The sequence below is a fragment of the Paenibacillus sp. FSL K6-0276 genome (assembly GCF_037977235.1).
Taxonomy (GTDB): Bacteria; Bacillota; Bacilli; order Paenibacillales; family Paenibacillaceae; genus Paenibacillus_AQ.
This window is the reverse complement of the sequence record NZ_CP150276.1, coordinates 1,489,285-1,515,791: the sequence shown is the minus strand read 5'-3', so window position 1 is coordinate 1,515,791 and position 26,507 is coordinate 1,489,285. Positions and strand designations below refer to the sequence as shown.

General features: G+C 41.3%; 27 protein-coding genes and 1 pseudogene. 8 read left to right on the top strand and 20 right to left on the bottom strand.

Translation table 11 applies throughout. The features are described from left to right. Positions 1–149: 149 nt before the first annotated feature. The 15 genes from MHH52_RS06935 to MHH52_RS06865 all read right to left on the bottom strand — a co-directional run bounded on the left by MHH52_RS06935 (position 150) and on the right by MHH52_RS06865 (position 16,754). Positions 150–797: a class I SAM-dependent methyltransferase gene (locus MHH52_RS06935; protein ID WP_340007516.1), complete on the bottom strand. Its 648-nt coding sequence runs from the start codon at positions 795–797 to the stop codon at positions 150–152. A gap of 227 nt (positions 798–1,024) precedes the next feature. After that, positions 1,025–1,513, bottom strand: a complete 489-nt coding sequence (locus tag MHH52_RS06930) for a GyrI-like domain-containing protein (RefSeq protein WP_340007515.1) — start codon at positions 1,511–1,513, stop codon at positions 1,025–1,027. Between the two features lie 224 nt (positions 1,514–1,737). After that, the gene (locus MHH52_RS06925) at positions 1,738–2,199 is read right to left on the bottom strand and encodes a UPF0158 family protein (RefSeq protein ID WP_313640879.1); all 462 of its coding nucleotides are present in this window, start codon (positions 2,197–2,199) and stop codon (positions 1,738–1,740) included. Positions 2,200–2,432: 233 nt separating this feature from the next. Then, complete coding sequence (locus tag MHH52_RS06920) at positions 2,433–3,212, bottom strand: GNAT family N-acetyltransferase (protein ID WP_313640880.1); 780 nt, start codon at positions 3,210–3,212, stop codon at positions 2,433–2,435. Positions 3,213–3,475: 263 nt separating this feature from the next. Then, on the bottom strand, positions 3,476–4,258 hold the full coding sequence (locus MHH52_RS06915) for a radical SAM protein (protein WP_340007513.1): 783 nt from the start codon (positions 4,256–4,258) through the stop codon (positions 3,476–3,478). 399 nt (positions 4,259–4,657) lie between these two features. Beyond that, complete coding sequence (locus MHH52_RS06910; protein ID WP_340007512.1) at positions 4,658–5,314, bottom strand: hypothetical protein; 657 nt, start codon at positions 5,312–5,314, stop codon at positions 4,658–4,660. 204 nt (positions 5,315–5,518) lie between these two features. Next, complete coding sequence (locus MHH52_RS06905; RefSeq protein ID WP_340009527.1) at positions 5,519–5,953, bottom strand: tyrosine-type recombinase/integrase; 435 nt, start codon at positions 5,951–5,953, stop codon at positions 5,519–5,521. A 5-nt stretch (positions 5,954–5,958) separates the two neighbouring features. Then, positions 5,959–6,372 (bottom strand): hypothetical protein, encoded by a 414-nt coding sequence (locus MHH52_RS06900; protein WP_340007511.1) that lies wholly within the window; start codon positions 6,370–6,372, stop codon positions 5,959–5,961. Between the two features lie 415 nt (positions 6,373–6,787). Next, on the bottom strand, positions 6,788–8,185 hold the full coding sequence (locus MHH52_RS06895; protein WP_313640494.1) for a cellulase family glycosylhydrolase: 1,398 nt from the start codon (positions 8,183–8,185) through the stop codon (positions 6,788–6,790). A 356-nt stretch (positions 8,186–8,541) separates the two neighbouring features. Continuing rightward, on the bottom strand, positions 8,542–8,724 hold the full coding sequence (locus tag MHH52_RS06890; RefSeq protein WP_340007509.1) for a hypothetical protein: 183 nt from the start codon (positions 8,722–8,724) through the stop codon (positions 8,542–8,544). 951 nt (positions 8,725–9,675) lie between these two features. Further along, entirely contained in the window at positions 9,676–11,193 is a 1,518-nt protein-coding gene (locus tag MHH52_RS06885) for a response regulator transcription factor (RefSeq protein WP_340007507.1), read from the bottom strand. After that, a complete protein-coding gene (locus MHH52_RS06880; protein WP_340007505.1) occupies positions 11,186–12,844 on the bottom strand; it encodes a sensor histidine kinase in 1,659 nt (552 codons plus the stop codon). Before MHH52_RS06880 ends, MHH52_RS06885 begins: the two co-directional genes overlap by 8 nt. Before the next feature lie 240 nt (positions 12,845–13,084). Further along, positions 13,085–14,818 carry an ABC transporter substrate-binding protein gene (locus MHH52_RS06875; RefSeq protein WP_340007504.1) on the bottom strand — a complete coding sequence of 578 codons (1,734 nt, stop codon included), beginning with the start codon at positions 14,816–14,818 and terminating at the stop codon, positions 13,085–13,087. 64 nt (positions 14,819–14,882) lie between these two features. Next, positions 14,883–15,788 (bottom strand): carbohydrate ABC transporter permease, encoded by a 906-nt coding sequence (locus tag MHH52_RS06870; protein WP_340007503.1) that lies wholly within the window; start codon positions 15,786–15,788, stop codon positions 14,883–14,885. Positions 15,789–15,800: 12 nt separating this feature from the next. After that, the gene (locus MHH52_RS06865; RefSeq protein WP_340007502.1) at positions 15,801–16,754 is read right to left on the bottom strand and encodes an ABC transporter permease subunit; all 954 of its coding nucleotides are present in this window, start codon (positions 16,752–16,754) and stop codon (positions 15,801–15,803) included. Between the two features lie 987 nt (positions 16,755–17,741). On the opposite strand from MHH52_RS06865, the gene MHH52_RS06860 reads away from it, so the two are divergent. The 4 genes from MHH52_RS06860 (at position 17,742) to MHH52_RS06845 (ending at position 20,026) form a co-directional block, all read left to right on the top strand. Then, on the top strand, positions 17,742–18,452 hold the full coding sequence (locus MHH52_RS06860) for a copper amine oxidase N-terminal domain-containing protein (RefSeq protein WP_340007500.1): 711 nt from the start codon (positions 17,742–17,744) through the stop codon (positions 18,450–18,452). Continuing rightward, on the top strand, positions 18,430–18,645 hold the full coding sequence (locus tag MHH52_RS06855; RefSeq protein WP_340007499.1) for a hypothetical protein: 216 nt from the start codon (positions 18,430–18,432) through the stop codon (positions 18,643–18,645). The genes MHH52_RS06860 and MHH52_RS06855 overlap by 23 nt, the downstream gene beginning before the upstream one ends. 246 nt (positions 18,646–18,891) lie before the next feature. Then, positions 18,892–19,392: a sigma-70 family RNA polymerase sigma factor gene (locus MHH52_RS06850; protein WP_340007497.1), complete on the top strand. Its 501-nt coding sequence runs from the start codon at positions 18,892–18,894 to the stop codon at positions 19,390–19,392. Further along, on the top strand, positions 19,382–20,026 hold the full coding sequence (locus MHH52_RS06845; protein WP_340007495.1) for a hypothetical protein: 645 nt from the start codon (positions 19,382–19,384) through the stop codon (positions 20,024–20,026). Before MHH52_RS06850 ends, MHH52_RS06845 begins: the two co-directional genes overlap by 11 nt. Positions 20,027–20,193: 167 nt before the next feature. Here the strand turns inward: MHH52_RS06845 and MHH52_RS06840 are convergent, their stop codons facing one another. Beyond that, the gene (locus tag MHH52_RS06840; protein ID WP_340007492.1) at positions 20,194–20,445 is read right to left on the bottom strand and encodes a hypothetical protein; all 252 of its coding nucleotides are present in this window, start codon (positions 20,443–20,445) and stop codon (positions 20,194–20,196) included. A gap of 191 nt (positions 20,446–20,636) precedes the next feature. Between MHH52_RS06840 and MHH52_RS06835 the strand changes: the two genes are divergently transcribed. Beyond that, the gene (locus tag MHH52_RS06835) at positions 20,637–20,861 is read left to right on the top strand and encodes a hypothetical protein (RefSeq protein ID WP_340007490.1); all 225 of its coding nucleotides are present in this window, start codon (positions 20,637–20,639) and stop codon (positions 20,859–20,861) included. After that, positions 20,842–21,063, top strand: coding sequence for a hypothetical protein (locus tag MHH52_RS06830; protein ID WP_340007488.1), 222 nt, complete (start codon positions 20,842–20,844; stop codon positions 21,061–21,063). Before MHH52_RS06835 ends, MHH52_RS06830 begins: the two co-directional genes overlap by 20 nt. A gap of 581 nt (positions 21,064–21,644) precedes the next feature. Here MHH52_RS06830 and MHH52_RS06825 read toward each other — a convergent pair. Then, positions 21,645–23,507, bottom strand: a complete 1,863-nt coding sequence (locus tag MHH52_RS06825) for a beta-1,3-glucanase family protein (RefSeq protein ID WP_340007486.1) — start codon at positions 23,505–23,507, stop codon at positions 21,645–21,647. A 565-nt stretch (positions 23,508–24,072) separates the two neighbouring features. On the opposite strand from MHH52_RS06825, the gene MHH52_RS06820 reads away from it, so the two are divergent. Together MHH52_RS06820 and MHH52_RS06815 are read left to right on the top strand one after the other, a co-directional pair. Beyond that, complete coding sequence (locus MHH52_RS06820; protein WP_340007483.1) at positions 24,073–24,207, top strand: hypothetical protein; 135 nt, start codon at positions 24,073–24,075, stop codon at positions 24,205–24,207. Between the two features lie 148 nt (positions 24,208–24,355). Next, entirely contained in the window at positions 24,356–24,811 is a 456-nt protein-coding gene (locus MHH52_RS06815; protein WP_340007481.1) for an IS3 family transposase, read from the top strand. Here the strand turns inward: MHH52_RS06815 and MHH52_RS06810 are convergent. The 3 genes and pseudogenes from MHH52_RS06810 to MHH52_RS06800 form a co-directional block, all read right to left on the bottom strand. Next, positions 24,722–25,114: a hypothetical protein gene (locus MHH52_RS06810; RefSeq protein ID WP_340007479.1), complete on the bottom strand. Its 393-nt coding sequence runs from the start codon at positions 25,112–25,114 to the stop codon at positions 24,722–24,724. The two genes, MHH52_RS06815 and MHH52_RS06810, sit on opposite strands and share 90 nt — an antisense overlap. A gap of 260 nt (positions 25,115–25,374) precedes the next feature. Continuing rightward, complete coding sequence (locus tag MHH52_RS06805) at positions 25,375–26,007, bottom strand: carbohydrate-binding family 9-like protein (RefSeq protein WP_313640885.1); 633 nt, start codon at positions 26,005–26,007, stop codon at positions 25,375–25,377. 143 nt (positions 26,008–26,150) lie between these two features. Continuing rightward, a pseudogene (locus MHH52_RS06800) lies at positions 26,151–26,504 on the bottom strand (TIM barrel protein); the annotation flags it as partial. Positions 26,505–26,507 lie beyond the last annotated feature (3 nt).

The following is a 26,507-nucleotide window of genomic DNA, read 5'->3' as shown; positions in this document are numbered from 1 at the left end:
GGGGTTGTTATTACTTTGCCTGAATTTCCAATAACGTTGTCGGATTCTCGAACCCGAGAGGCTTAAGACAGTGCAACTGCCGGGTCGGAGACTTAAGTCCCTTCTTCTTCGAATTAACCCACCAAAACTGCCCTTAATAAATCATTCAATTACATCTTTCTTAAATTCAAAATCTCCGCTCTTTCTAAATCTTCAAATTCTACTCCACCTTTATCGATATAATAAGAACTATGATATTTCTCAAAATGAATGCCGGATGGCATTTCATTAATATTTATAAATCCATATTCTTTAGCTTCTTCAATTAATTTATTATACGTATATACCTTCTTCTTTCCTTCCCGGTCTCTAAAGTTAGACAAATGAAATGGCAAGATTGACATGATACCTCCACTCTTTAATGTTCTCTTAGCCTCTTCAAATAGAGTGAATCTATGAAATCCATTTCCATGTAAAACATCATAATACATGATCATATCAAAGGAATTGTCAGAAAAATTCAAACTATAATCCTTATTACCAGCTGCAACAATAATATTTGATAACCCTTCGTCTTGAGCGACCTTGGAAACATACTTAAGACAGTCTTTATTGATATCGACAGCAAATACATTCCCTTGACTACTTCCTAAAAATCTTGATGCAGCAAATGTATAATGGCCAAATCCACAACCATAATCTAAAAAATTAGCATTATTCGAAAGTCCGAGATCATGAAAGAGATTGATACCTTCTTTTTTCTCCCATAGTTTTACTTTCTCGTGTATTGTCACTTTGATATCTCCTTTGATCTTCATCTTGTTTTATGTCTATATAAGGAATTTCGGATAACGTTGCGCATTCCTGACGTTCAAGCAGCTTAAGTGACCAAAGGGAACGGGTCGTCAGACTTAGCTGGTTGAATGTGTCGTCTGAATAAGCTTCTCCGATATCCCTCTTGGCGACCAAGGAGCGTTAGCGACGATGTAGGAATGCAGTGTTATCCGATGGACTTGCCCTCTTCGACTTGCTGAATATTCTTTGATTATTCGTTTTCTCGTTTTTCAAATGGAAAATATAAATATAACTCTCCATTCGTTTCTTCTGGGTTGTAATATTCATGTACTGCCCCAACTATCGAGTAATTGTTATCTGGTAAATACTCATGAATCATATAATTAAACTTTTCTTGATATGTACTCTGATTGCATTTAACAACCGCATACTTATAAGATGGAATAGTCCACTTTGTCCAGCCTGTTGGAGCAGTAGCGTTCTCAAACACTTCACAACCAGCTAAATATTTACCTTGATCTGTCCACCGTTCAAAGCTTTCTGAAATATCACTCATGGCACCCCATATGCCAACTATATTACCTTCATTATTAGTCTTGGCTAACTCTCGAATCTCTTCAAATTTATTATTTGCTTCTTGCCAAATCGCTGGTATCCAATTATGCCTTTCGGCTGATAGGCCTTGCCCTAGCTTACCGATAACAATAAATGATTTCTTTTCTTCAATGTATACGGGCATTTCACACACTCCTGACCTATTATTTTTTAAATATTACCCTGCAAGTCTTTCGGATAACGTTGTTGCATTCACGAACCCGAGAGGCTTAAGTGAGCGTAGCGAACGGGTCGAAGACTTAGCCTCGCAGGGTTGTCTGACTGATCCACTTCCCCGAAATTCCTCGGGCAGACCAAGGGCCGTTAGGCCCACAGCATGAATGCGGTGTTAGGCGAAGTTTCCTTGAGTTAACCCTCAAAAGCTTTATCATCATTCAGGACGATCTTTATTCCTTCATATTCCAATTGTTCTAATATTTTTTTCATATTTCTTTCTTCTTTAAAATCGAACCATCTATTTCTTTCATCTGGAAATCTATTTAATGTGTCTTTAAATCTTCTAAATACGCCTTTGTTGCCTTGTAACGAATTTAGAACAATATTTTTAGTTTTTACATTAGTTATGGATTGTACAAATTCAACCATTTCATCAAAAGCTTCTGAAGATTCAATTCTTGGGACTCTTATGTACTTATCTCCAAATGCTTCTTCTATTGATAAAGACAATTCATCATCAATATCTATATAGTCACTCATAAATACAACTTCTCCAGATTCAGCATCCAGAAAATAAGAGTGTTCTAAGTTGTTATCTTCGAAAGCAGATACAAGCTCTTGAAATTGTAGTCTTGATAATTTTATTTCTTTCATGGTTTGATCCCTTCTTTAATAAAATCTCTTCGCACTTTCGCCTAACGTTTAGGTATTCACGACGTCCATTCCCCTTAGATAGCTCTTATCTTAGGGGAATGGATGTATCTGCCTGAATTCTCTTCATCGAAAATACTTCAGGCAGATCAAGGGCCGATGGCCCGCAGCGCGAATACGGTGTTATGTGCAGTTGCCCTCTTCTTTGAAATGCTCACAGGAATTTCTAATCCTAATTATTGATTTCTTTCATATTTCATAATGATTTGGTTGTAATAGGTTTGGAAGCCTAATTTTTTGTACATATTTATCGCTTCATTGCATGATCTTAGCGTAACTAAACTTACGCCTTTATCTCGTAAACCACATAATGCAGTAACACTTACTGCTGTGCCAATTCCACGTTTTCGATATTCAGATAATGTTGATACAAATTCTATTGAACCTTTGTTTCCATTTTGAATTGTTGCTGAAGTCGCTACTGGCTTTCCTTCAAAGTATGCCAAATAAAAAACAATGTTATCTGCGCCTAACCAAGAATAGTATTTATCGGTGCTCAACAAATCCCAACCATGCAAAGCTTTATTAACAGTATGGATCCAATCCTTAAACTCTTCCAATGATTGTACTCTACTGACTTTAATATATTGTGGGCATTCTGGAAATTTTAGTGCATCGTCTAAACATAATGCCATTCCAGGTTCATCATCACCAAGACATACAAAACCTTTCGTTAATAAAGTTTCTTTTAGGTTGTCAGGAGTTGATTCTGGATTAATAACCCACCACGCTGGGATTATTCCTTCTTCTATACCTTTTATAATCGTTTCAATACTAACCTCAATATTCTCTTTATGTAACGATGCCCTATATATAATAGACGGACCTGAACATGAGGGTTTGGGAATAATCCATTCAACATCTTCTTCATGACAAATAATTTCACAGTTTAGCGAAAAACTCCGAAAATAAATTTCCATTCCTTCTACGATAGACCTAATAATGAACCGATTCATATTCAACCTCCCAGTTAGGTTAACATTGTTTTATGATTTTTAGATTTTAGGGAAATTGCACATAACGTTCTCTGCATTCACGAATACTCACTGACTTAAGGCCGTAAGGCCGGGTGCGCTTGCGCACTTAGTCAGTGCAGTATTGTCCGCCTGATCCAACTTCCCGATATCCCTCGGTGCGGACCAAGGGACGGCTTGCCGGCCCGCAGCGTGAATGTGATGTTAGCTGAAGTCAACCGCTTCTCGAAATACTATCATAATTATTAATTACTCGACTCGAATACAAACTTTACTCTCTCCGTTTCACCCCACTTTTCTTTAATATCTTCATAGTAAACATCCGTATTATTATATATTATGTCTTTGTAAGTCTTAGCTAAATGAGGGTAATGATTGTCGATGAAACGTTCCAACGTTAGTGCTGGTCTAGTGTTTCGTTTTAATCTAACCTTATCTAAAAATACAGGAATGTCTTGATCTATAGCGTTAATCATTAAATCTACATCTGTAATACCAGGTAAAATCGGAGTAATAAATACCCATACAGTAATTCCCATTCGGTGTAACTGATTTGCTGTCTGTATATTACTCATAAGAGTATAATCATCGATCTTACTCAACTGTTGTAGGTTAGATAATCCTAAAAGTAAAGTAAATTTGTTCCCCATAGGTTTTATTACATCAATATCTCTAAAAATAAGTTTTGATCCGGCTTTAGTTGTAACCATACATTTCAAATTTAACTTACTTAATTCAATTAAACATTTTCTTGTTAATTGGTATTTCCGTTCTATCTCCATATAAGGATCACACTTACTACCCAAGTACACAGTATCTTCTTTATTCCATTGAATAAGTTCTTTTTGCAAAACATCTGAAATATTAAGTTTAACATTCAAGTTAGTATTCCAAGTCTCATCGTCTAATTGGAAACAATAAGGACATCCAATTGTACATCCATCATATGGGTCTATAATCGGTATTGTCCCCCCATCCGGGGGATATTCATAAGTCATTGCACTATTAATAAATATTTCTTTGAGCATTTTTACCATCTCCATTCATCATCTTATAACAAGATGGTAAATTAATACTCAAAAAAATATAGACTTATAATTACTGATTTGTTATAATGTTGAATAAGGTCTTGAAAAAAAATGACATACGAATCCATGGGTCATATATTGATCTATGGTTTTTTTATGTTTTTGGTTGATTTCAGCTAACGTTCTTATATTCACGACGCCCCACCACCTTAAGGTCCGAAGGACGGCCGCGATGCGGTTAGGTGGTGCGGGTGTGTCAGGCTGAACTCGCTTCCTTACTGCTGCAATTGCCCCTCAGAATCCACTCCTAACTTCTGCCGGACCGAGGGGCGAATGCCCCGATGCGTGAATATGGTGTTATAGGATGTCAGCGCCTTCTTCGATCAACTCATACTTCTCTTAATTATCTTGTTTCGAATATGCTTCCATAACATACTTACTACAGAGTATTTCATAATCATCATTATTCCTTGTATCACATACTGTGGTTGGTGTTTTATCCTGTTTAAGCAATAAATGAAATTTTTCTGTTGAAGAATCATTGATATTGTGATAATAGATCAAGATACTAATTTGTACATTGGCCTGAGGCAAAATACTAATAACTTTATCAATTTCATCTATTGTCAATTTATGATCGTTAGTTTTTGTTAAATAGACTCTTTTATCTTTATAATATAGAGTCTCATAGTTACTTTGTTTCAGATCAAATTCCAATGTTTTTATTTCCTTTGCAAATTGTATCTGCAAATCAGTAATATATTTATCTTTATGGTGTTTAGCATAAAAACTTCGATAAGAATCATAAATATTAGTCACAATTTGAATAGCCGGTATTGATAAAAAAGCTGATATAAGTATTACAACAAGTATTTGAGGAATGAATTCATAAGATTTATAGAGCTTCTTTCCAATAAACAAAAAAATGACTAATCCTAATAGCATGAGTATTACTGCTAAAAAAGCAACTGGTTTATTCTCCTTACTTATAATGCTATCTTCAAAATTAAAAGCAAAAACAATAAAAGCATAAAAGCATCCAAAACCTACAGGCAAAGCAGAAATTAAATAAATGATTTTATATATTCGCTCTCTGTGAATTGTCTTTCTCCTCCTTGCCTCAGGGAAAAATGTTATTCGTACTTGCGCTGATTTCCTATAACGTTTTTTTCACGAACTTCTCAAAAACATTATCTCTAGAGGTGTTTACGAACTTCGTGAACCCTCCTTCACCAACCGTGTTCACGCCCCAACTCCCTCTCAATCTCCCCCTTCCAACTGATCTAACGGACTTTTAATCCTTCTTATGTCCTTCACACTCACATGTGTATATCCTTCGGTAGTCTGCACACTTTGATGACCGAGCAGCTCTTGAATGAAGCGAATGTCGATTCCTCCTTCCAAGAGATGCGTGGCAAATGAATGTCGCAAGACGTGTATACTGACCTTTTTCTGAATTCCAGAGGCGATACGTGCTTGTTCGAATACTTTTTGAACGGTTCGTTCAGTTATATGGCGATCTGGGTGTTGACCTGGGAACATCCACTTCTCAGGCTTTTCTTGTTGCAAATACGGTTGAACAATGTCCATGGCTGTATCTGATAGTATAGTAAGACGATCCTTTCGACCCTTGCCTTGATGAACTCGAAGTGTTTTTCGCTCGAAATCAATGTCTTGAGTTTTCAACCGGACCACTTCACCTACTCGTAATCCATCCAAGTATTTTGCTGCTGTACATAAATATGAAATCGATGAACTTGACTACAATAAGCTTTTATCGTTTTTGTACTATAACCTCGAAGCTGCAGCGCATGAATCATGCTCCTTTTAATCGAAGCATCCCATGAGTAAGTTGGAATATGATCTTCCATGTGTACCTCATTGTTCAATAAACTGCATTCCTTCATCAACACAGCATCAACATGAATCTTCGTTCCTTCAAAAAGTTTTTGCAATTGCTGAATGGATTCGGGTGTATATGGAATCATCCAGATTTTCTTATCATGGACCCATTTCCTTCCTGGAATTTCTCGAATCTTCATCACCATTTGCTCATCATACTTAAAACGAACATACAAGGAACCTTCATCATTCCGAGGCACCCATATACTCATATTCCCACCCTCTCATTATATCAGCAACCTAATTATTGGAAAACAAAAAGAGCTCACAATCGTCACAATCGACGTTGCAAGCTCCCGATACTTTTGGTGCTGTCCATCTTTTATTATCTAACCGCATTCAATTCAATCATTATACACCCCTCTTTCCAATTTTAAAATATTTTAAATTGACTTTCATTTTTTCGAATATGAAGTCAGTTATAAATCCGAAAAAAACAGCCCGCTCCCGCTTCTGCCAAAGTATTATTGCGGGTGATTTTCAGCATGTCCACGGGTAACATCGATACTAAATCTGCCACTTTCGATATGAAGCTTAGCAAAGCCATTGAAGGACCAATCGTTTAGACAGTTGGTGGGTTAATGGTCTTGAGCGATTACGCTAACGGGACACGATATAACTGAACAGTTAGTTTAATTGATACAGATTCCAATTTTGCGCGTTCGAGCCATTGTCATCCCAAATTTGAACATTCGTACCGTTTTCAGTGCCTGCGGAAGCTACATCCAAAGCTTTACCATTGTGGCTGGCAATCAATTTATAAGCGCTTCCAACCTTGACAATTTTCCACTTCTGATTGGCTCCGGCACCATAGCTCCATATTTGTACATTCGAACCACTAGCTGTACCCGCTACATCCAAACCTTTATTGCTATTGACGTTAATGACTTTGTACAGCCCGCCGCCAACATCTGTGATCACCCACTGCTGAGCACCGGTTCCGTTATCGTCCCAGATCTGTACATTCGTACCGTCTGAAGTACCTGCAGCAGTTACATCCAAAGCTTTACCGCTGCCTACGTTAACCAATTTGTAGATTTTACCTGAAACGATGCCATCGCCTGGCGGTTGCGAGGATCCATACATTTGATCTTTGACAAACTTACCAGATGCAGTTAACTGCGCATCTGACCATCCACCATACGGGCTTGCGCCTGGCACCAGTGCAGCGGATACTTCCGATTTATCGCATAACGACCAGTTGGCCCAGCTTATTTTTCTATCTTGCATAAAGTCCGTCCAAACCTTAGATTCGGCAAGGAATGGACCACCATCTCCAGAGGCATCGCTTGTTCCCCACTCCGTGATGAATACAGCTACACCTTTGCTTCTCGCATAATCTATACGATCTCTCAGCCATTGACCATGAGTACCAGCGTAGAAATGTGTTGTATACATGATGTTGCTGTATGAGAGCGGATTGTTCGCCGCATCATGCACATCCTGGCTCCATGTTCCGGTTCCTACGATAATAATACTACCCGGAGCAATGGAACGGATAACCGGAATGACTTCCTCTGCATAAGGCTTAATTTTACCGTTCCATGTAGTGGCAGACCCATTAGGCTCATTGCAGATTTCATAAATCACGTTCGGATAATCCTTATACAAGGTGGCCATTTCACTAAAAAAGCCCTTTGCTTGTTGTTTATAGACGTTCGGGTCTTGTTCACCCAACACATGCCAGTCGATGATTACATAGATGCCAAGATCAATAGCGTTTTGTACAGCTTGTTTCACTTTATTTTTTTGGGAAGGATCGTTGATATATCCGCCATCTTGCGTATACATCGCAGCACGAAACACGGTCATTCCCCAATTGTCTCTCAACCATTTCATACTGTCGTAGTTCGAAAACTGTCCAAACCACTGCAAACCGTGTGAACTCATACCCTTTAATTGGATCGCTTCTCCTGCCTGATTCACTAATTGGTTTCCAGAAACTCGCAATTGGCCGTTTTTGGATACTACCGAATTAACTTCTTCGGCCTTTACTTTTTCAGTTGGGACGAAGGATACGGCCATGAAGGTGATAAGAAATGCAAAAAAAACCGCAATCATTCTTTTCAACATGTATAACTACCTCCTTAAATTGTTTGTTGCACATTTTCGTGGCTTACTCTGCTTGGACGCCCGATTTGATAGTCGCAGTACTTCATTCATTGAACCTGAATTTCGAGAATAACCTGATCTAAAAATGAATAAGGACTCCAAATCTTTGGTAGATTAGTGTTTATCCATAAACATCACCCAAGTGAGAAACACCTTTTAGGTAAAGTATCCTAATGATGTACGAACGCTGGAGGGAAGCAAAGTATTTCTTGAATACTTAGAGAAAATTAGTGCCCGAAACCTTCATATACCTGATGGTCAGTGGACGCTCAGATGGCCGTTGTCCGCACCATTCTCTGCTGTACAAGAATTGAAGCGTCTAGGCAAGCAGAGTCTGACCATTCGTAAGGAGCTGGCGTCAGATCAATCAGAATCTCATCCGGCCTTGTCCACAGGAGTCGTTTATTCTTGATTTGAACCGACGGTCGAAACCGTGTATGGTAACCAGGCACAAGCTGCTAAAGCGACCATTTCCATATGTTTGGATGGCAAAAGCTACCACCCCCTACTCTCCTTCGAGGGGCAATTCCGTCTTTACCTGAATGCCGTACTTGCTCTCCTTTCAACTGTTAACAGTCATTACGACCACTGTATGACCTTCCATACTTACTTATTTACTTACTTCCAGTCTTCCAATTCCCCATTAATACCCCCTTTATCAAATGATCACTTGCTAATCTATATGGTATCTCTTGGTGTCTCATTGTCATTTAGCGAATTACGCATTAAGTAGTAAAGATAATCAGATAATTGGCATCTTTATGGATGCCTGACATAATAAAAATCCATAGAGATTTAATGATGTAAAAAGATAAAATAAATTACTTGAGGGATGGATAGGTAGGAGAAAGAAGATCCAAACTAAGAGCCTATGGTAATGTTGGCTAGAACGTTGAAGGAATATGAAGTAGGTGTACTCTGGTGGATTTTCATTATAATGGCAAACGGTTTATCTGCAAATAAATAGGCTGGCTACTGCGTAAGAAAAGCACATGGCTACCAAAAAGTAGCGTGTCAAATCGGTATAGTTTAGTTGATAGGCATATAGAGGTGGAAAGGGTCAGATCTAAGAGGTATTATCAATCGAGTATAATAGTTATTTAGACTTGAGATTCACAAGATGCGTTCTCAAGCAGGTTTCTCCATAACCGGAAACCGCTTACATTTCAATTTGATTATAAAATATACAAATACTTTTTAATACCCAACATTCTACTACTAAATTTCATATAAAATTTATAGGCTCATTCCTCCTCACACTGGACACCCCCGCGCTTGGCTAGGGTAAGCACTGGCCGGACCCATTTAGGACTTGAATGATAATGCTGAATTCCACGCTAGGCACACTACAAAACAATCGACCCGGTCAAAAGACCGAGCCTTCAGTTCCTTTTACCTTAAGCCTACTGTAAAGAATGGGCTTTCCTGTAATCGGAGGGGGAACAACCGACATATTTTCTAAACTTAAAATGAAAGTAATCAACGTTAGGAAAACCAACCAACTCTGCTACTTTATATACTTTATATCCTTGCTCCAACAAGGATTTGGCGCGATCCATACGTACTTTATCTAAATAAGTCCTAAAGGGCTCTCCCGTATAATTCTTGAAAATTTTACCTAAATATGCATTGTTGTAATTAAAGGAATCCGCTAGGCTCTCCAGTTTGAGATTCTTGTGGTAATTCCGCTGAATAAACTCGATCAACTGCTTCAATGAGGTATCTCCATTACTTGATTTAATCTGTCTATTTAAATCAGATAACAACCGCGTCGCAAACCTGTTCAGATCAAATCTACTTTGTTGCTGATACAACTGAACGATTCTACCACGAGCATCCTGTATGACATCGTGCTTCGTTGGTAGAGATAGTAACAACTTGTTTATGGCCGTTGAAATGATCTGCGCATATCCGAGCTTCATATCTTGCTCCCTGTACCCGGCCTGAACCATCCCATCTCCCATGGAAATGATACATTTCTGTGCGGCTTCCATATCTCCGACATCTAGAGCGATCAATAATGTTTGAGAAAACTCTTCTAAATCAAGCGGTACCTCCTGCTCCGATGATGGAAAATCGGGAGCGATATGCAGCAAGTCTTCACCTGGCATAAAAAAGCGGAAGGCCAAAAGGTCTATGCACTTTTGATAAGAATGTACTACATCAGTCAATGAATGTACTGGATTTCCGATGGCGGCACAGAAATCAAGCTCTGAACCGAGCAATTGAATAAGCTCCGAATATAGGGCTTTTCGATCCTCTTCGCGGATTATATCCTCATTTAGAAGAATCCCCGTGTAGGAACCCATGGGAACCACTTCTCCACGTCCAGAAGCCTCAAAGTGTTCCTTGAGCAACTCTTCCATTCGGTATAGCGCTTTTTCGGCTGTTTTTTTCTCGCTGGACAACTCAATCACCAACACCTGACAGGTTTTCAACATCAGGTCATGCCGGATGGCATGCTCAACCAGTTCCGGGGTGACTGTACCCGAGTGCAAAGCTTGAATCAAACCTATTTTCATCTTCTCCCGTTTATTTTCTTGCTCCTCATCAAGGACGCTCCTTAAACGATGCAGGTAATCCAATAATTCTTCCTGATCCACAGGTTTCAAAATATAACTGTCCACTGTATAGGTCATGGCCCTTTTAGCATTATCGAAATCCGCATATCCACTTAAAATAAGAAAATGAACATTTGGATCCTCCTTTCGGATCCTCTCGATCAGTTCCAATCCATTCATGCCTGGCATACGGATGTCAATGATCATGAGATGCGGCAGCACTGTTTTGTGTTTCTCTATGGCGTCTATTCCGTTGGAAGCCGCATCACAGACAAGGAAACCAGCGTTTTCCCAGGGAATTAGTGTTTTCAATCCTTCCCGGATGTACTGCTCGTCATCTACGATCAGAACCTTATACATGCTTATCTCCTCCCAGCGGAATTCGAAAACTCACCTTCGTTTCTTGATTGCTTTTGCTATCGATGTGAAGCCCATATGTATTGCCGTAAGTCAACACAAGACGCTGATGTACATTTCGTAAACCAATCCTATTTTTTTCGTCCTCTACATCTTCCAGGGAGCTTTGCAATACTTCGAGCTTTTCTTGATATATGCCTATTCCGTTGTCAATAACCTCGATCTGAAGTTCATCTTGAAGGCGTGTCACGCTTATGAAAATACAACCCACTTCCATCTTGTTTTCCAAACCGTGGATGACTGCATTTTCGACCAAGGGTTGTATGATCAGCGGTGGAACCGGCACGTTTAGGGCAGCAGGTTCCACATCCATCTTGTAGGTTAATCTGTCTCCAAACCTAAATTTTTGGATTTCCAAATAACAATGAATCATTTCAATCTCACTTTTCAGCGGGATGCTCCTGCTGCCGACCTCCAGGTTCTTCCGCATCATTTTCCCAAGCATCTGTACGGTATTGGATATTTCAGCTTCTCCCTTCAAATGCGCTCTCATCCGGATCGATTCAAGGGCATTAAACAGAAAGTGCGGATTGATTTGGCTTGCCAGCATTTTCAGCTTGATTTCATTTTGCTTTTGCTGCAGCAAGCTTTTTTGCTGGTTAGATTCTTGAATCTCCGACATCAACGCGCGGATACTGCCCACCATCGAATTGAATTGACGGGAAAGTTGGGCAATCTCGTCCTTACCTTCAATCTGCATTGTTATCGTTAAATTTCCCAAAGCTACCTTGTTGATATGCTTGCTTAGGCGCAATAGACGTGATGATATTAACATGGAGAAAAAGTAAACCAGCAAAACTGCCACAAACAAGCTGGCGATGATCACGGACAGAGCCAACATTTTGATCCGATTGGCATCTTTAACAATGGATTCAACGGAATAAATGGAAATAATACGCACTCCATTTAGACTTGATCTTGGCATCAGCTCTTCAATAACAATCTTTGATTTCTTACCATCCACAAGAGCATCGTAGGTTCCTTTGCCGTGATCCAATAATTCTGTATCCAAATGAATGTCCTCCAAGGACCTTCCAGTTAGGTTTTCATGATTTGCTGCCACGATATTGTTATAGCTGTCCACAATCATGGTTTCGAATGGCTCCTGGCTTACGATGGATTCCAACTCATTTGTACTGATAGCGATTACCAACACTCCGGTTTTATGAGTTTCCAAAAAATCTATTCGTCGGATCAGACACAACTGTTTCTTGTGCGTGTTAACATCCTCAATGAAACTCCACGTAATTAGTCCCCTGGCGTTCATCGCATCTACATACCATGGCATCTGCATTACTTCCGGTGTTGGCTGGTTGAAAATCCAGTTGTTTAACATAGTAGGATTCTTGATAAAGAAACGAAAATATTCAATTTCTTTGTATAAATCCACGTATTCTTGAAATTTTTTATAGTCGTTATACGTTTTGACTACATCATATACGGATGTATATTGAGCGGTGACAACCCTACTCAGCTGACGGTCAAATAACAGACGGTAAGATACATCGGAAGGAGAATACAATAAATCCTCCGTCCGTTTCTTCAACCGTTCCACATTCTTTACACTCTGATCTAAGGCGTTATTCAATGCCATTTTCCGCAGTTCTAACGTTAAAAAAAAACCAACTATTATGACCGGAACAAATACAGCAATGATGAAGGATAATATCAATTTGTTCCGTATCCTCATGTTATTTAAGAGGTTCATTATGGCATACATTACTCCTATTAAAAGCATTATTAGTAACTTTTACAGCTATCGTTTATCGCGAATCATTTCTGTCTGTCTAAATTTAAGAGCCTGTATTTTATACAGGCTAATTTTAATGTTTAATTATTCATTCCAAAGTTTCACGCGTGCTTGAACCAGCTTCGTATATTCCTTCTCCATCTCTTTCACGCCTGCCTTCTCGACATCTTTCATATAAACATCCCAGATGGCGTCGAATTTTTCAGGTTTCGCAAGAATCGCTTCAGGTATACGTTTCCAGGTAATATCCTTCATTTTCTCAGCTAGCACACTGACTTTGGAGTCAGCTGGAGCAGAAATGTTCCATGCTACACCCCAAGGCTTAACCGGGAATTCAGATTCACCCGGGAATAATTCCTTCCAATTTTTGATGCCGTAGCCTGTTAACACTTCCTTCTCCACATCATTATAGGAAGCTTCAATTTGTTCCGGGAAGTTAGTAGTAATATAGTTGCCTGTGGAATCCTTTACGCCGTCGCCATAGTGCGGACCTATGTTATTATAAAAGCCTATACCTGTTTTTTTGGAGAAATTAATGGAATCGTTGATTTTTTGATCATTGATTTCTTGAGGAATTTTTCGCACGCCGTTTTCTACAACGTAATGCATACCCTCAACACCCCAGTAGGTAAGAACTTGGCCTTCCTCGGAGGCGAGATAATCAAGGAATTTAATGGCACGAACCGGATCTTTGCAAGTTTTAGAGATCGAAATACCGTAACCTGCCATGAAGCCAGTTGACTGGAAAGAATGATCTTTGAATTGTTCATTCAGGGTAACCGGATAATGACCGTAGGCATGATCGAATTTCCCCTCTGCCTTCAAGCTTCTCTCACCGTCACCATACTCCCAGTCTTGGTCGATCAAGCCCAATACGCTGCCTGATGCGATTTTCGCTTTATATTGGTCAAATTTTTGTATGAAGGATTCTCGATCCAGCAGACCGATATCGTTCATATGATTCAACCATCTAAAGTATTCTTTCTCTTCAGGACGTCTGAAGTGATACATTGCCTCATAGGTCTCAGGGTTGATATAATATTCTCCGTCGTCCGGGGCACCGGTAGTAAAGAATGCAGGATTTGTAACAGAGATCAAAATTCTCCAGTCTTCAGCGAGCAGGGATAGACCGATGTTTTTCTCGCCTTTTTCATTGGTCGGATGCTTGTCGAGATAGGTTTTGATAGCGTTCTCGAAATCCTTAACCGTTCTGATCTTCGGGTATCCAAGCTCTTTCACGACACGATGCTGAAGCTCGAAACCGCCAGTTGCGCTAAACCCGATACCATCCACGCCTGCATAAGTTGGAAGTGCATAGATACTATTGTCTGTTTCACTGTAACGCAGGCGCTTCATATATTTCCCGTATAGCTTTTTGATATTAGGGGCATGCTTCTCTATCAGATCGGTCAGGTCAAGGAGTGCATCTGCATCAACCATCTTGTTAATATCGTTTTTTGCACTGATCAAATCAGGATACTCGCCACTGACTGCGATAAGCGATACTTTTTGGGAAGGATCACCTACAGCAAATTCTGCATCTAATGTTACACCTGTTTTTTCTGTGATGACTTTCCCGATATCATCCCGCATGTCTACCCAGTTCGGATTTGGGTCTTCTGCAAAAAAAGAGAAGGTGATCGGTGCAAGCTTTTCTGAAGCTTGCTTGTCATTGCTTCCTTTGTCCGCTCCTTTGCTGGAATTGACGTTTGAATTATTGGCTTCTTCATTGTTATTGCCGCTGCAACCGATCATTGTGATTGTCAAAGATAGGACCAGTATTAGCGTTAATATCATTTTACCTGTTTTCCCCTTCATCTGTACTGCCTCCCCTGAATGATATTGTATATATGTATAACAGGTAACCCTGTTGATACCGAAACTAGCTCTTCACTGCACCTAAGGTCATCCCCTTCACAAAGTACCTTTGCAGGAAGGGGTAGACGATCAGAATGGGTACAGTTACAACGATGGTGATGGCCATTTTGACAGATTCCGGTGAAATCCTATTCATTAGTTGTGACATGTTCGGATCATGAATATCATTGGAACCGATCTGCGTGCTTTGCAGCACCTTCATCAATTCGTATTGCAGAGTAGTTAGATGGCGCGCCGTGCTATTATAAAGAAACGTATCAAACCAGGAATTCCATTGACCTACTGCCAAAAAGAGAGCAACAGTAGCCAACACAGGCTTACAAAGAGGGAGGATCACTCTCCAGTAGATCGTAAAGTCATTGGCACCGTCCAGCTTGGCAGATTCCTGAAGTGCACTGGGCAGTCCGTCTATAAAAGATCGGATGATAAATACATTCCAAGCGCTTACCATACCGGGCAGTACATAAACCCAAAAGGAATTCATCATTCCAAGATGACGGATCAGGATAAAGCCCGGGATCAATCCGCCGGATACATACATTGTCATGACCAGAAAAGTCGAAACCAGCTTTCTTGCCTGAAAATCGGACCTGCTCAGGACGAAAGCGAGCATGGATGAGCTCAGCAATCCTAGTAACGTACCAACAAAAGTTCTGAGCAATGAGATTTTAAATCCGGTAATTAATCCCCTGAAGGAGAAGATGGCATCGTAGTTTGCCCACGTCCACTTTCTCGGCCAAAGGTATATCCCTCCCTTGACGGTATCCATAGAATCATTTAATGATATGGCCAGTACGTTTAGAAAGGGGTAAAGCGTAATGACAAACGCCAAAGTCATAAAGGAACAGTTAACGATGTCAAATATCTTATCGGACCAAGAAGCGTTAATAGCTCTGCTTTGTCTGTTCATATCCCTGCCCTCCTACATAATGCTTTCTTTCGATGTTCTTTTAAATATCGTGTTCGCTGTAAACAGTAGGATCACTGCAACTACAGAGTTGAATATATTAATGGCCGTACCAAAGGAATAACGCCCAAGCTGTAAACCGTAATTCAAGGCATAAAGGTCCAAGGTTTCTGCCTTATCAGCAACAATCGGGTTGCTCAACAGGAACTGCTTTTCAAAACCGATATTAATCAAGTTTCCGATGGACATAATCAGCAGAATGATGATTGTTGTCCGAATTCCCGGAAGCGTAATATGCCACATTTGTCGAATCCGGGCCGCCCCATCTACTCTGGCCGCTTCATACAGTTCCGGATCAATTCCCGTCATTGCAGCCAAGTAGATGATCGAATTCCAACCTGTCTCCTTCCAGACATCGGAAGCTGTCACAATTCCCCAAAACCAGTCTGCTTTCGCCAAAAACTGAATAGGTTCAGCAATAATATGCAGATTCATAAGTAGTCCGTTGATTCCGCCATCGATGGACATCATCTTGTTGATGATCCCAGCTACGACAACCCAGGATACGAAGTGGGGCAGGTACGATACGGTTTGCACAATACGTTTAAACATTTGACGGCGCAGTTCATTAAGCAAGAGGGCAAATAGGATAGGAATTGTAAATCCTGCGAATAACCCCATAAAGCTCATAGCCAGCGTGTTTTTGAGTGCCATGTAAAACCGTTCATCATGGAACAATTCCCTGAAGTTATCAAGCCCGACCCATTCCTGCTTCATGAAAGACTTACCCGGCCGATAGCGTTGGAATGCCATCGTCCAGCCCCAGATCGGGATATAGTTAAATACGAATACCCAAGCAACAAAAGGTATGGACATCAAATACAAATACTTTTGTTGAAGAAGGGTCCTCCAGAACTTACCCGATTTCACCCGGGGTTTAAGTGGTTTCGCTGCTGTTAACGCTTCCATTTGCATTGCCTCCTTTTTCTCTGACTTCATGATAATCTCTTGAAATCGCTTATATAACCCAATAAAATAGTGTAATTAATCATGTGAAAACTATATTTATTATTTGAAGAATGCTAGCCTTAAGTTTTATTCTTGAAAAAGGAAGAACCGTAAATGAAACACGGCATACTTTGCAATATATTTTGAGATATCCATGCTTCTTTAAATAAAAAAAGACCTCGTATAGGGTCTCTTTATTGTTAACTTAAGCCTTAAACTTTTGAAGTTCTTTCAGGACGATAATCATTTGTGACAACAATAAACTAGAAGAAGATATTTCCTCTACTGATGCAAATTGTTCTTGAGTTGCAGCTGAAATATCTTGTGTTCCATATGAAGTATTTCAAATACTTTAGTTATATCTATACTCATGAAAATACTCAAAGTTATTAGTAATTATTACGATTTTCGAGTTGATTATAAGTTTATTTGAAAATAATGTCAATCTCAATTTCAACTAATTAATGCTACTTACGATATATCTAATCCAGAGACAGATGGGGGCTGTTGTACACCGAGACAATGTAAATGTGATTAAGATTCACAATACAACGAGAAAACTCTACTTTTCAGATTTACTTATTATCTTTTATTTTTCGATTAAAAGACTAGTTTTTAAGCAATTGCAAAAAGAAACTGATCAATTTATTATTTGAACTCCCTTGAATTTAATAGTCTTTGCCCGTCCTCAGAAGCAAATTGCGCAACATTTTCGTACTTAAGTCCAATTCCTCTCCAGATTGTGGATGCGCTATATTCTGATGAACATAGTGGTAATGGCTACTGCCCTGATAATCAACCTGAGGTTGTTATCAAATTCGGTAATAACGACTTGAGGTCTGATTCCTTTGATTAAATTTTCATCCTTCACGCAACATTTCCTCTATGCCAGTTGTTTACACAGTGTAGAACCAAATAAGCGGTTCAAGACGAGAGGAGAACTTAACTATGAATAAACTTTCTACAGCCATTATGGCCTGCACACTTGCGCTTACATTACCGATGACGGCTCTTGCCGCTAATGTACCGAAGAACGGGCTGACTGCCACTCATCAGGAGTATCACATTACTGGGAATAAAATAGTGATAAAACTGCATCCGAAAGTGATCAATAATGTCACCATGGTGCCTGCTCGTGCTGTTTTTGAAGCCCTTGGCTTTACTGTCAAATGGGATGGAAAAAAGAAGGAATTCCATGCGGAAAACGGAGAGAGAGAAACTGATTTTGTTATTGGAACAGACAGTTTTTTTGCCTATAGCACTCATTCCCTTGGTATGACTGCACCCACTTCCCTTGGTACGGCTCCCGTTACAATCAGTGGCTCCGTTTATGTGCCTGTGGGACTGTTCCGTATTATACTTGGCAATGAAAATGCCGTCGTTGTAAAGGACGGTAACATCAGTATTAATGGTGATAAAGTAAGCAAAGACGCCGACAAAAAGGGAACAGAGATTCCAAATCCCTATGTGAGCTATAATACTGTGGAGGATGCACGAAAGGCAATGGGCGTAGATTTTGCGGTTCCTTCATTGCTTCCGAAGAATTACAAGCAGGACGTTATTTCTATCATAAATGACACTGAGATTAAAATGGCACAGATTGTTTATCAGAATGGGGATAATAAACTGTATTATCGTGTATCGCAAAACTCCGGCTGACATTAGCGGTGATTACAACGAGTATGAGACCACAAAAACTGTCGCCATAGGAGAGTTAAAGATTACACTGAAAGGAAATAAAGGACTTGTCTCCATAGCTTCTTGGGAAGCAAATGGCTTCAACTATTGCTTGATGCCAGATACTGCACTCTCCGTTGAAGAGTTACAAGCCATCATTAAAAATACCATATAATTCCAGTTATATGCAATTATACCAACCCGGGAATAGTTGATTTCCGGGTCGCTTGTTTGTGATGATTTTAGAGAAAGTGAGGGTATAATGACGAATAATCCCGTCTTACTACAACCGTTCCTTAGATACCTTTTCAGAATTAAAACAGGTTTAAATTTTATAATTTATTTATGTCGTCTCTTCTTTGGCGAATATATTAACTTTAGTAGTGCAGCCAGCAACCAGCCAAAACTTAATTCTGATACGATGCAGTCACAAGTCAGAGGCGCTGATATACTGCGAGTGGAGACTGCATTAAAGGAGCATGGTGATGCTCTCTTGCGGTTATCCCATTCCTATCTTCATAATATTTCTGATGCCGAAGATATCTTGCAGGAGACCTTAATCCAGATGCTACGGAAAGCGCCGGTTTTTGAATGCCTGGAGCACGAAAAGGCTTGGTTATTGAGGGTAGCCATCAACTTATGCAAAAATAAAATTAAATATAACCATCGACGGCGCTGGGAGGAATTGTCTGAATCCCTCTCCCGTGAGATACCGGAGGATCTCTCCTTTGTGTGGGATACTGTCGCTTCGTTGCCAGTTAAGTATCGAGAGGTAATCCACCTGTTTTATCAAGAGGATATGACTACCAAAAAGATAGCCAAGCTACTCGATAAGCAAGAGTCTACTGTTCGTTCCCTGCTACACCGGGCTAAGGGCTATTTGAAAGATGAATTAAAAGAGGTGTATGATTTTGAAGAATAAGTATCGACAGGTACAGGAAATGATCTATGTAACACCGGATATGGAACAAAGGGTTTTGGCTCATTTAGCCCAGGCAGAGCAAAGTATATCCGAGGCGAAGAAGCCCGTTGTGCCCCGTATTCCTCTTAAGTTTGTGATTTCCATTGCAGCCTGTTTAGCCCTTGTGGTTTGTTTTATGACGGTTAAGCCCTTTATAATGAAACCGGACACTCCTATACCACCTTTACTAACCACCTCACCCGTTATAGATTATGAGAGCCTGTCCCAGCTGTCTGAAAATCTTCCCTTTCAGCTTTATGTGCCTTCGAGTTTATCTAAAGATTATACACTGGAATCCAGTTCGATTCTGTTTGAGAGAACCGCCCAGCTGATTTACTCAAGCAATACTGACAGAATTAAGTTCCAGATGACAGAAGGAGAGCTGGATGAGAGCGGAGATTTTATTGAATGTAAGCAAATCAAGATTGTTCCCTCAGACCATGGTGAATTGACTATTAAAGGAAACAAAGACCTATTTTCTGTTGTATCATGGGCGCAGAACGGTTATTCCTTCTCAATTTCGACCAGTAAGCCCATTTCACTAAAGACTATGGTTGGATTGGCTGAAAGTGTTGCTCCATACTCGTCCCAATAATAAAAGAGGCAGGCACATAGTTGTGTCTGCCTCTTTTCAAATTTATCTATCTGAACAGCTAGAAGCCTATCAGTGCCACTATTAATCCAAACAAAATCTCATTAGTTATAAAGCAAGCAAAGTTATTAAATGATAGGCACTTAAATCGACTGAATTAAATCATATTCTTAAATTTCTTCAGCCAGAGCATCTATGTTCTCTTCCAATCCAGATAGATGCTCTTGGTACTGAAGAATGAGTGAAATTAATACTTTCAGATTAACCAAGTGACTAGAGTACATGGTTTGCTGAAAAGGATTTTGTTTTGCCGCATTTAGCAGCCGCTCTACTCGCACACAGATCCAATTCTCTGAACGCCCTCGTCTTGAGGAAAGCAGTTCTTTAATTTTTGACTTAAGTATCTCTTCGTCCGATTGCAATATCAAATATGAAGTTGAAACCTCATTTAAAAATCGAAGTGAGATACTAGAATAAATCTCCCCGAAATCTGACGCCTATAGTCGACCTTTTTGATCATCCAAAGAAACTAGTAGCCTTTGCAGGCATTGACCCGAGTGTATTCGCATCTGGAAAGTTTTTCGGCTTTACATGCGTCTGTTTATTCCGCCCTGTGTTTGTGCTACTGTTCCACCAGAAGAACTGGTTTCGGCTGCTGGAGAGCAAAAAAGGCGAGGCATTTCCCGGTAAGGATGCCGTTTACCATTTCTTGAATCACAGCAGTTATGCCTGGCGGCAATTTCTGCTATCGATAGGCGGCGAGACGATCTCCCGCATGGACCCTCTCACCTCGGCGAGCCAGGAGACCGCATTCATCTTTGAACGATTCCATGTTTGAACGCATCCGGAGTAAAGCCGTCGAGTTGTTGGCACGCTTTAAAGATCATGCCACGGGCGCTTTCTACAAAGACTTTCGCATGTTAACCATGGGATGGTCGGACGGACATTCCTTTGTCCCGATGGACTTTGCCCTGCTCAGTTCCGCCAAATCTGGCATAAATGGCATGATGGAGGGCATTGACAAACGCAGTCATGGTTAAAAAAGTCGGCAGGAAGCGCTTTGTTCGGCTCCGCAGGTGATCGCAGCCACGCTGGATCCAGCCATACAAGAGGGGATCTCGGCACCCTACGCCCTCATGGATAGCTGGTTTACCATGCGCCGCTCATTCAAGAAGTCATCCGTCGCTGGTTGCATGTTATTGGCATGCTCAAGAACGATAACAAGCGCTATCTCGTGAACGGGCAGCAGTTAAGCTTAAAGAAACTGTATGCCGCCGCACCGCTTGTAGAGGGGAAAAACCGCAACATCCTTCGTGGGCTACCCGTGCCGAATGAACTCATCATTAAACCAATAACACACTTAACCCATGTAATACCGCTGCAAAGATTTCTCCAATGGGTTTATACGCACAGGAAAAAAAAGAACTTCATACCTATTTAACGTAATATCGACACACTAAACAGGTTGGTTATTGTGAGATACCAAACGTAATCGCCCCATTCTTCTCTTAGTTTTTGAATTGAGAACCTAGCACCCCTCAAGTGAAGCAAAAAAAAAGCACCCCACCGGCACTCCATGGATTCATTCATCCAGCGAACTGCCCGAAGGGGTGCTTATCTTTTACCAGGCTACAGTGACAACCATTGCTTTAGGACTTGGAGTATGAAGCGATGGGCTGAAGTCACGGACATCATCATAGCAGAAGCCGTAGGCCAACCGATCGATACTGTGGTCATGCCAGAACTTCACAAATTCGTTGGAAGGTGCTGTTTTAAAGAAATAACTTTCATTTCCCCAGTTTGTTGGGTCAACCGTAAGCAGCAGGTGTCTGTTGATTGCCGCGCACAGTTGGGCCTGGATCGCCAGTTCAACATCGGTAATCGACGCAGGTTGGCCGGCACTTCTTCTGTCAAAGGCACCTTTGCCTTCCAATGCGTCAGGAGTTGTCGGTTTATCCACATAGTATTGGTACGGTGTGAATCCGCTGCCGTTATTCGCATCCTTTTTGAATACGAGCTTGTCGGTTCCCGGCATCACATGCCCGCTGTAGGTTACCAGATTGCCTCCACCGACAGGGACGGAAAATACCAGTTCTTTGCTGCGGTAAGTATTCCAGATATCATTAATGTAGGCATCAAAAAAGTGCGTATTGTCTTCACCGTTCACGGGGTGTCCAAATGAGCCTTTACCCGGAGCCAGAATCCGGTATGGAGAGTTTGCCAAGGAATCGAACTTGTCGGATACCTCGTTCTTGTAGGCGGCGTAAATGGCCGCGCGGGATTCCGTTTCACCGACAGTACGGTTGTAACCGTCGTGTCCGATCAATTGCATTTTTAACGGGAACCCGAACTGATCCACTCTTGTTGTGTTGCCATGGAATCCGTTTGGACCCAAATTGAATTCGATAAAATCAAAATAAACCTTCTGGTTGGCGTCCGTTGGGGAGTTGATGTCCGGTCCCTGATATCCAAGGCCGACAATATTTCCGGCGCCATCCAGAGCGTCAACCGTACGGATTAACACAGGTTCACCATAGCTCACATAGAGCCTTGCAGATTCGATATCCGGGATGGATACCCAGCTTACGTCACTCAGCTTATGGAAGTAGTTGGTGTAATAATCGTTCGTATTATTGCCGTCTTGGTTATTCTTGTAATAGGTATTGTCCGTTCGTTTCATTTCGACTAGGCTGCCGGTTGCATCCACGTGAACGAATTTTCCCGTTTGATAGGATTTGCCGACAATCTGCCAGTAAACCTGGCTGTCTGTGTATTGGCCTTTGCTGTCATTTTTAATCTGGATAGTCAAGCGGTTGCTTCCGACCGGCACATCCGGGCCACCACCCGTATTAATGCTGTATGCCGCAATCGCTGCCGGAGAGTCGAAATAACCGGTTTTCACGGCTATGGCCTTGAGGGTCTGGCTCTGCGACACTTGGATGGCTCCGGTGTAAAGTGCGGACTGGCGGGTGGGTGCGCTGCCGTCGGTGGTGTAATAAATGGCGGCATCGCTTGGTACAGCAGAGATAGTAACATTCTGTGCGGAGGCATAAGTGCCTGCACCCGGGCTGAACGTTGGAGCGGATAATGTTGTGCCCGGATTTTCTCCTCCGCCTTGTCCGTAGGTATAAGAAACCTGTGCTGTGTCGGTTGCTCCTCCGGTTGCTTCATTAAAATAGGTAAATGAATATTTAATGACATCATTCGCAGCTAATGCAACGGGAATTTTATATTCATAGTTGCCTGTAGCTGCATTTTTTTGCATGGAGATATTCTGCTGAACACCTGTTTGACCGCTGGATGTGATGGTGTAATGTACATCCAGGAATCTCAGCGTTAAGCTGGTCTGAAACCAAATTGTGCCTGTGGAGCCGGTCGCACTTATGCCGGCAGTGTAGTCACCCGCCGCATTCACCTTCGTACCCACCAGCGGCAAAATAGCCAGCGCCAGCGTTAACCAAACTGTAAAGATTTTTTTAAACATAATTAGCCTCCGTTTCTTTTTGTTTCTTCTATTTTTACTTCACCATCAGCGAATCGCGTCCATTCCCGATGAATTCCCAGAAAATCTTATTCATTGGAATGAACGAAACAGAGTTTCGGGATTTCTTTGTGTTTGTTTCGCAAAGCTATTATATGCCGGGAAAATAGCGCTTACTATACATTCATCTACATAAATCAATGATTTTTTACGAAAATTAACGAAAACAGTTGGTTTCCAATGCACTGAGGACGTATCATTTTTTCAGGATTGGCAAAAGAAAACAGGGGATACCGCTCATGTTCACGGCTCTGCCAACCGGATAAGAAAAAGAAGTGTCGCTGGAGAGCTTCGATGATTATGTTGGCCTAGATCAAGGCCCTGAAGATTGACCATTTGATCGAAATCTGGACAGCGGGGATAAATCGTTATGTGAAGCGGTAACCGGTACTTGTAAAGCTGTTGCACACCAAAAACTCTGCCGGTTGTATTTGAAGTGCACCCCTTAAAATAGACATTGGAAAAACCCCTGGGTAAATCCGATGTAATTCTAGGGGGTCCATTTTTTATGCCAACAAAGAAAGGTCAGAAGTTTAAGCATTATCCTGAAGCGCTAAAAGTAGAGGCCGTTCGGCTCTTTATTGAAGATGGATGGTGCTACCGTAAGATTACAGAACACTTAGAGATACATGAGTCTGGATGAGAAAGTATCGGACCAAAGGGCAATCCTCATTTGAGGATAGACGTGGAGATGCACACAGGGTTGAAACCAAGCAAGAACGAGAACTGCATCGTTTGCATTTGGAGGTAGATGTCCTAAAAAAGTGGTTACAAATCTTGAATCGGGAGGGTTGAAGAAGAGATATGTCGTCATCAGCGAGCTGAAGCGCAAGGATAAGGATACTGACGGACGTAAGATCAAAGCCATTTATGAGCAACGTAACAGGACCGTAGGATACCGACGTATACAGGATGAGTTGTACCGTCAATATCATCTTGTTGTAAATCACAAAAAGGTTTTGCGACTCATGCAGGACCTCGGTATTAAAGCGATTATACGCCGTAAATATGTTCACAGAACAAGCTATGAGGCGGCAGTCTCGGATGGAAGGATCGCTGAAAATCTGTTGAAACGAGACTTTAAAGCCGACAAACCTAATCAAAAGTGGGTAACGGACGTTACACAATATCGTGTATTCGATGAGAAGATTTACTTATCAGCTATTAAAGATCTGTGGAATAACGAGATTGTCGGGATCCATATCAGCAGACGTAATGATAATCACATCACCATGACCATTGTATAAGTAATAGTAATCTTTATTGGCCGTCTTGTCCTTTTTCACGAGTACTCGATCCCCGCGCACAAACGTGGATTGTTGGATGATACTGTTGCCACTCAGCTTTTCTTCAGTCAGAACCTCGGTGTTATAATCATAGTTCACCTGGGTATGGTTGCTACCAGTGCTCTTTAGATAGCGCAGGCCGTCGGCATAATACCGGAAACTCGTGTTGCTCCCATTTTTGGTTACAGAGGTCAGCGTGTTCCACAAATCGTAGTTGTAGTTTGTATCTTGAAACTCTACTGGACTGCTCAAACTTTGTTCCATCGTCAAGCGATTGCCACGCACATCATAGGAGTACTGTCCAGATATTTATGATTTCCTCTGTAAAAAATATCTGGACTAGTGTCCCAAGAAAATAATCGAACATTACAAAATCCCTGCTATTGCCGACATCCTAAACCTATGTATAATTTGACATGATATCAATCTTGTTTCTATTTGACTAATTTCCCTAAAAACGATAAAAAACCTCCAACCCCGTATATGCGGCTTCGGAAGTTATTCATTGACGCTGCGTTTCGCAGTTACTCTAAGTACAGAATCCCAAAATCACAGCTGCTATGAAATTCTGGTTTGTTCGAATGAACTTTGCTCCATGTTCCAAAGTGCGGATAGGTCGTATCGTCGCCGCACTTGTAAAAGTTTCCTCTTATCCTTTTTCCCGGCACTGCCCGAAAATCCGAAAAATAAGATTGTACCCAAGCCCATGAGATCGAAAAGCTTAATTCCCAATACACTTCCCCTTTATCATTGATTTGATCCGTGGTGGATAGGACGTGGAAAAGTGCCGGATTGATAGTGATTGGGAAGCGATCATACCGATCCGCTCCTATCTGCAAGAGAATTGCGCCATTCGCATTAAATTCGAAATTCATATAGCGCTGGTCCGAATCCGGAGTAGGCTGAAAAAAGAACTCGATGCAGCTATCCTTATACACGGGATCATTCATGTTTCTATATGTTCGTATTGGATTCTTTTCGTAAACCTTAAACTGAAGCTTCAGATCCTCCTGACTGTAATTTAATCTTGCTGTAACGACCGGGTTATACCCTTTAAGCCATTGATACTGCTTGATGATCTGGACTTCTTCTGTATCTGAAACATCCGTCTGATTTGTCAGGCGGGAAATTACTAAGGTTTCCAATTTTCTTTCCATGGTTCATTCCCTTCTGTTCGGAATCCCACTGGGGCTAACACAGCAAAACAACCCCATTAATTAACTTGATTATTTAGACCCGCGATTACCCGGTTTTCCAATACGCAGTCTCGATCCCCGAGATTTCGCACGGCCGTCTGCCGTTACCTGTATTGGCGGATGAAGGAGACCGCCCGCTCTATATCCCTCTCGGGCGCATCCCCCACTTCCCGCTCGATGGTCAGATCCCCCCCGTATCCGCTCTCCTGCAAGGCGGCGAAGTAGGCGTCGAAATCCACCTTCCCCTCGCCCAACGGAACCTCCTGGAATATGGCTCCGGAGCTTACAAGCTCTGCAATCCGTTGATGATCCAGCGGCTGGTACCCGACGGCACCGTACACATCCCTCGGATCGACCGGCTGATGTCGGATGCCGTCCTTCACATGGGTGTGGACGATATAATCCTTCAGCAGGTGTACACCATGCACCGGGTCATCCCCTGTTACCATCACCATGTTGGT

Coding starts and splice junctions, on each gene's coding strand:
- MHH52_RS06925 (WP_313640879.1), bottom strand. CDS start 2,199: ATGAAAGAAATAAAATTATCAAGACTACAATTTCAAGAGCTTGTATCT.
- MHH52_RS06900 (WP_340007511.1), bottom strand. CDS start 6,372: ATGAGTATATGGGTGCCTCGGAATGATGAAGGTTCCTTGTATGTTCGT.
- MHH52_RS06895 (WP_313640494.1), bottom strand. CDS start 8,185: ATGGCCGTATCCTTCGTCCCAACTGAAAAAGTAAAGGCCGAAGAAGTT.
- MHH52_RS06870 (WP_340007503.1), bottom strand. CDS start 15,788: ATGAACAGACAAAGCAGAGCTATTAACGCTTCTTGGTCCGATAAGATA.
- MHH52_RS06885 (WP_340007507.1), bottom strand. CDS start 11,193: ATGTATAAGGTTCTGATCGTAGATGACGAGCAGTACATCCGGGAAGGA.
- MHH52_RS06825 (WP_340007486.1), bottom strand. CDS start 23,507: ATGTTTAAAAAAATCTTTACAGTTTGGTTAACGCTGGCGCTGGCTATT.
- MHH52_RS06875 (WP_340007504.1), bottom strand. CDS start 14,818: ATGAAGGGGAAAACAGGTAAAATGATATTAACGCTAATACTGGTCCTA.
- MHH52_RS06920 (WP_313640880.1), bottom strand. CDS start 3,212: ATGAATCGGTTCATTATTAGGTCTATCGTAGAAGGAATGGAAATTTAT.
- MHH52_RS06865 (WP_340007502.1), bottom strand. CDS start 16,754: ATGGAAGCGTTAACAGCAGCGAAACCACTTAAACCCCGGGTGAAATCG.
- MHH52_RS06860 (WP_340007500.1), top strand. CDS start 17,742: ATGAATAAACTTTCTACAGCCATTATGGCCTGCACACTTGCGCTTACA.
- MHH52_RS06850 (WP_340007497.1), top strand. CDS start 18,892: ATGCAGTCACAAGTCAGAGGCGCTGATATACTGCGAGTGGAGACTGCA.
- MHH52_RS06810 (WP_340007479.1), bottom strand. CDS start 25,114: ATGGAACAAAGTTTGAGCAGTCCAGTAGAGTTTCAAGATACAAACTAC.
- MHH52_RS06935 (WP_340007516.1), bottom strand. CDS start 797: ATGAAGATCAAAGGAGATATCAAAGTGACAATACACGAGAAAGTAAAA.
- MHH52_RS06820 (WP_340007483.1), top strand. CDS start 24,073: ATGCCAACAAAGAAAGGTCAGAAGTTTAAGCATTATCCTGAAGCGCTA.
- MHH52_RS06915 (WP_340007513.1), bottom strand. CDS start 4,258: ATGCTCAAAGAAATATTTATTAATAGTGCAATGACTTATGAATATCCC.
- MHH52_RS06805 (WP_313640885.1), bottom strand. CDS start 26,007: ATGGAAAGAAAATTGGAAACCTTAGTAATTTCCCGCCTGACAAATCAG.
- MHH52_RS06880 (WP_340007505.1), bottom strand. CDS start 12,844: ATGGCATTGAATAACGCCTTAGATCAGAGTGTAAAGAATGTGGAACGG.
- MHH52_RS06930 (WP_340007515.1), bottom strand. CDS start 1,513: ATGCCCGTATACATTGAAGAAAAGAAATCATTTATTGTTATCGGTAAG.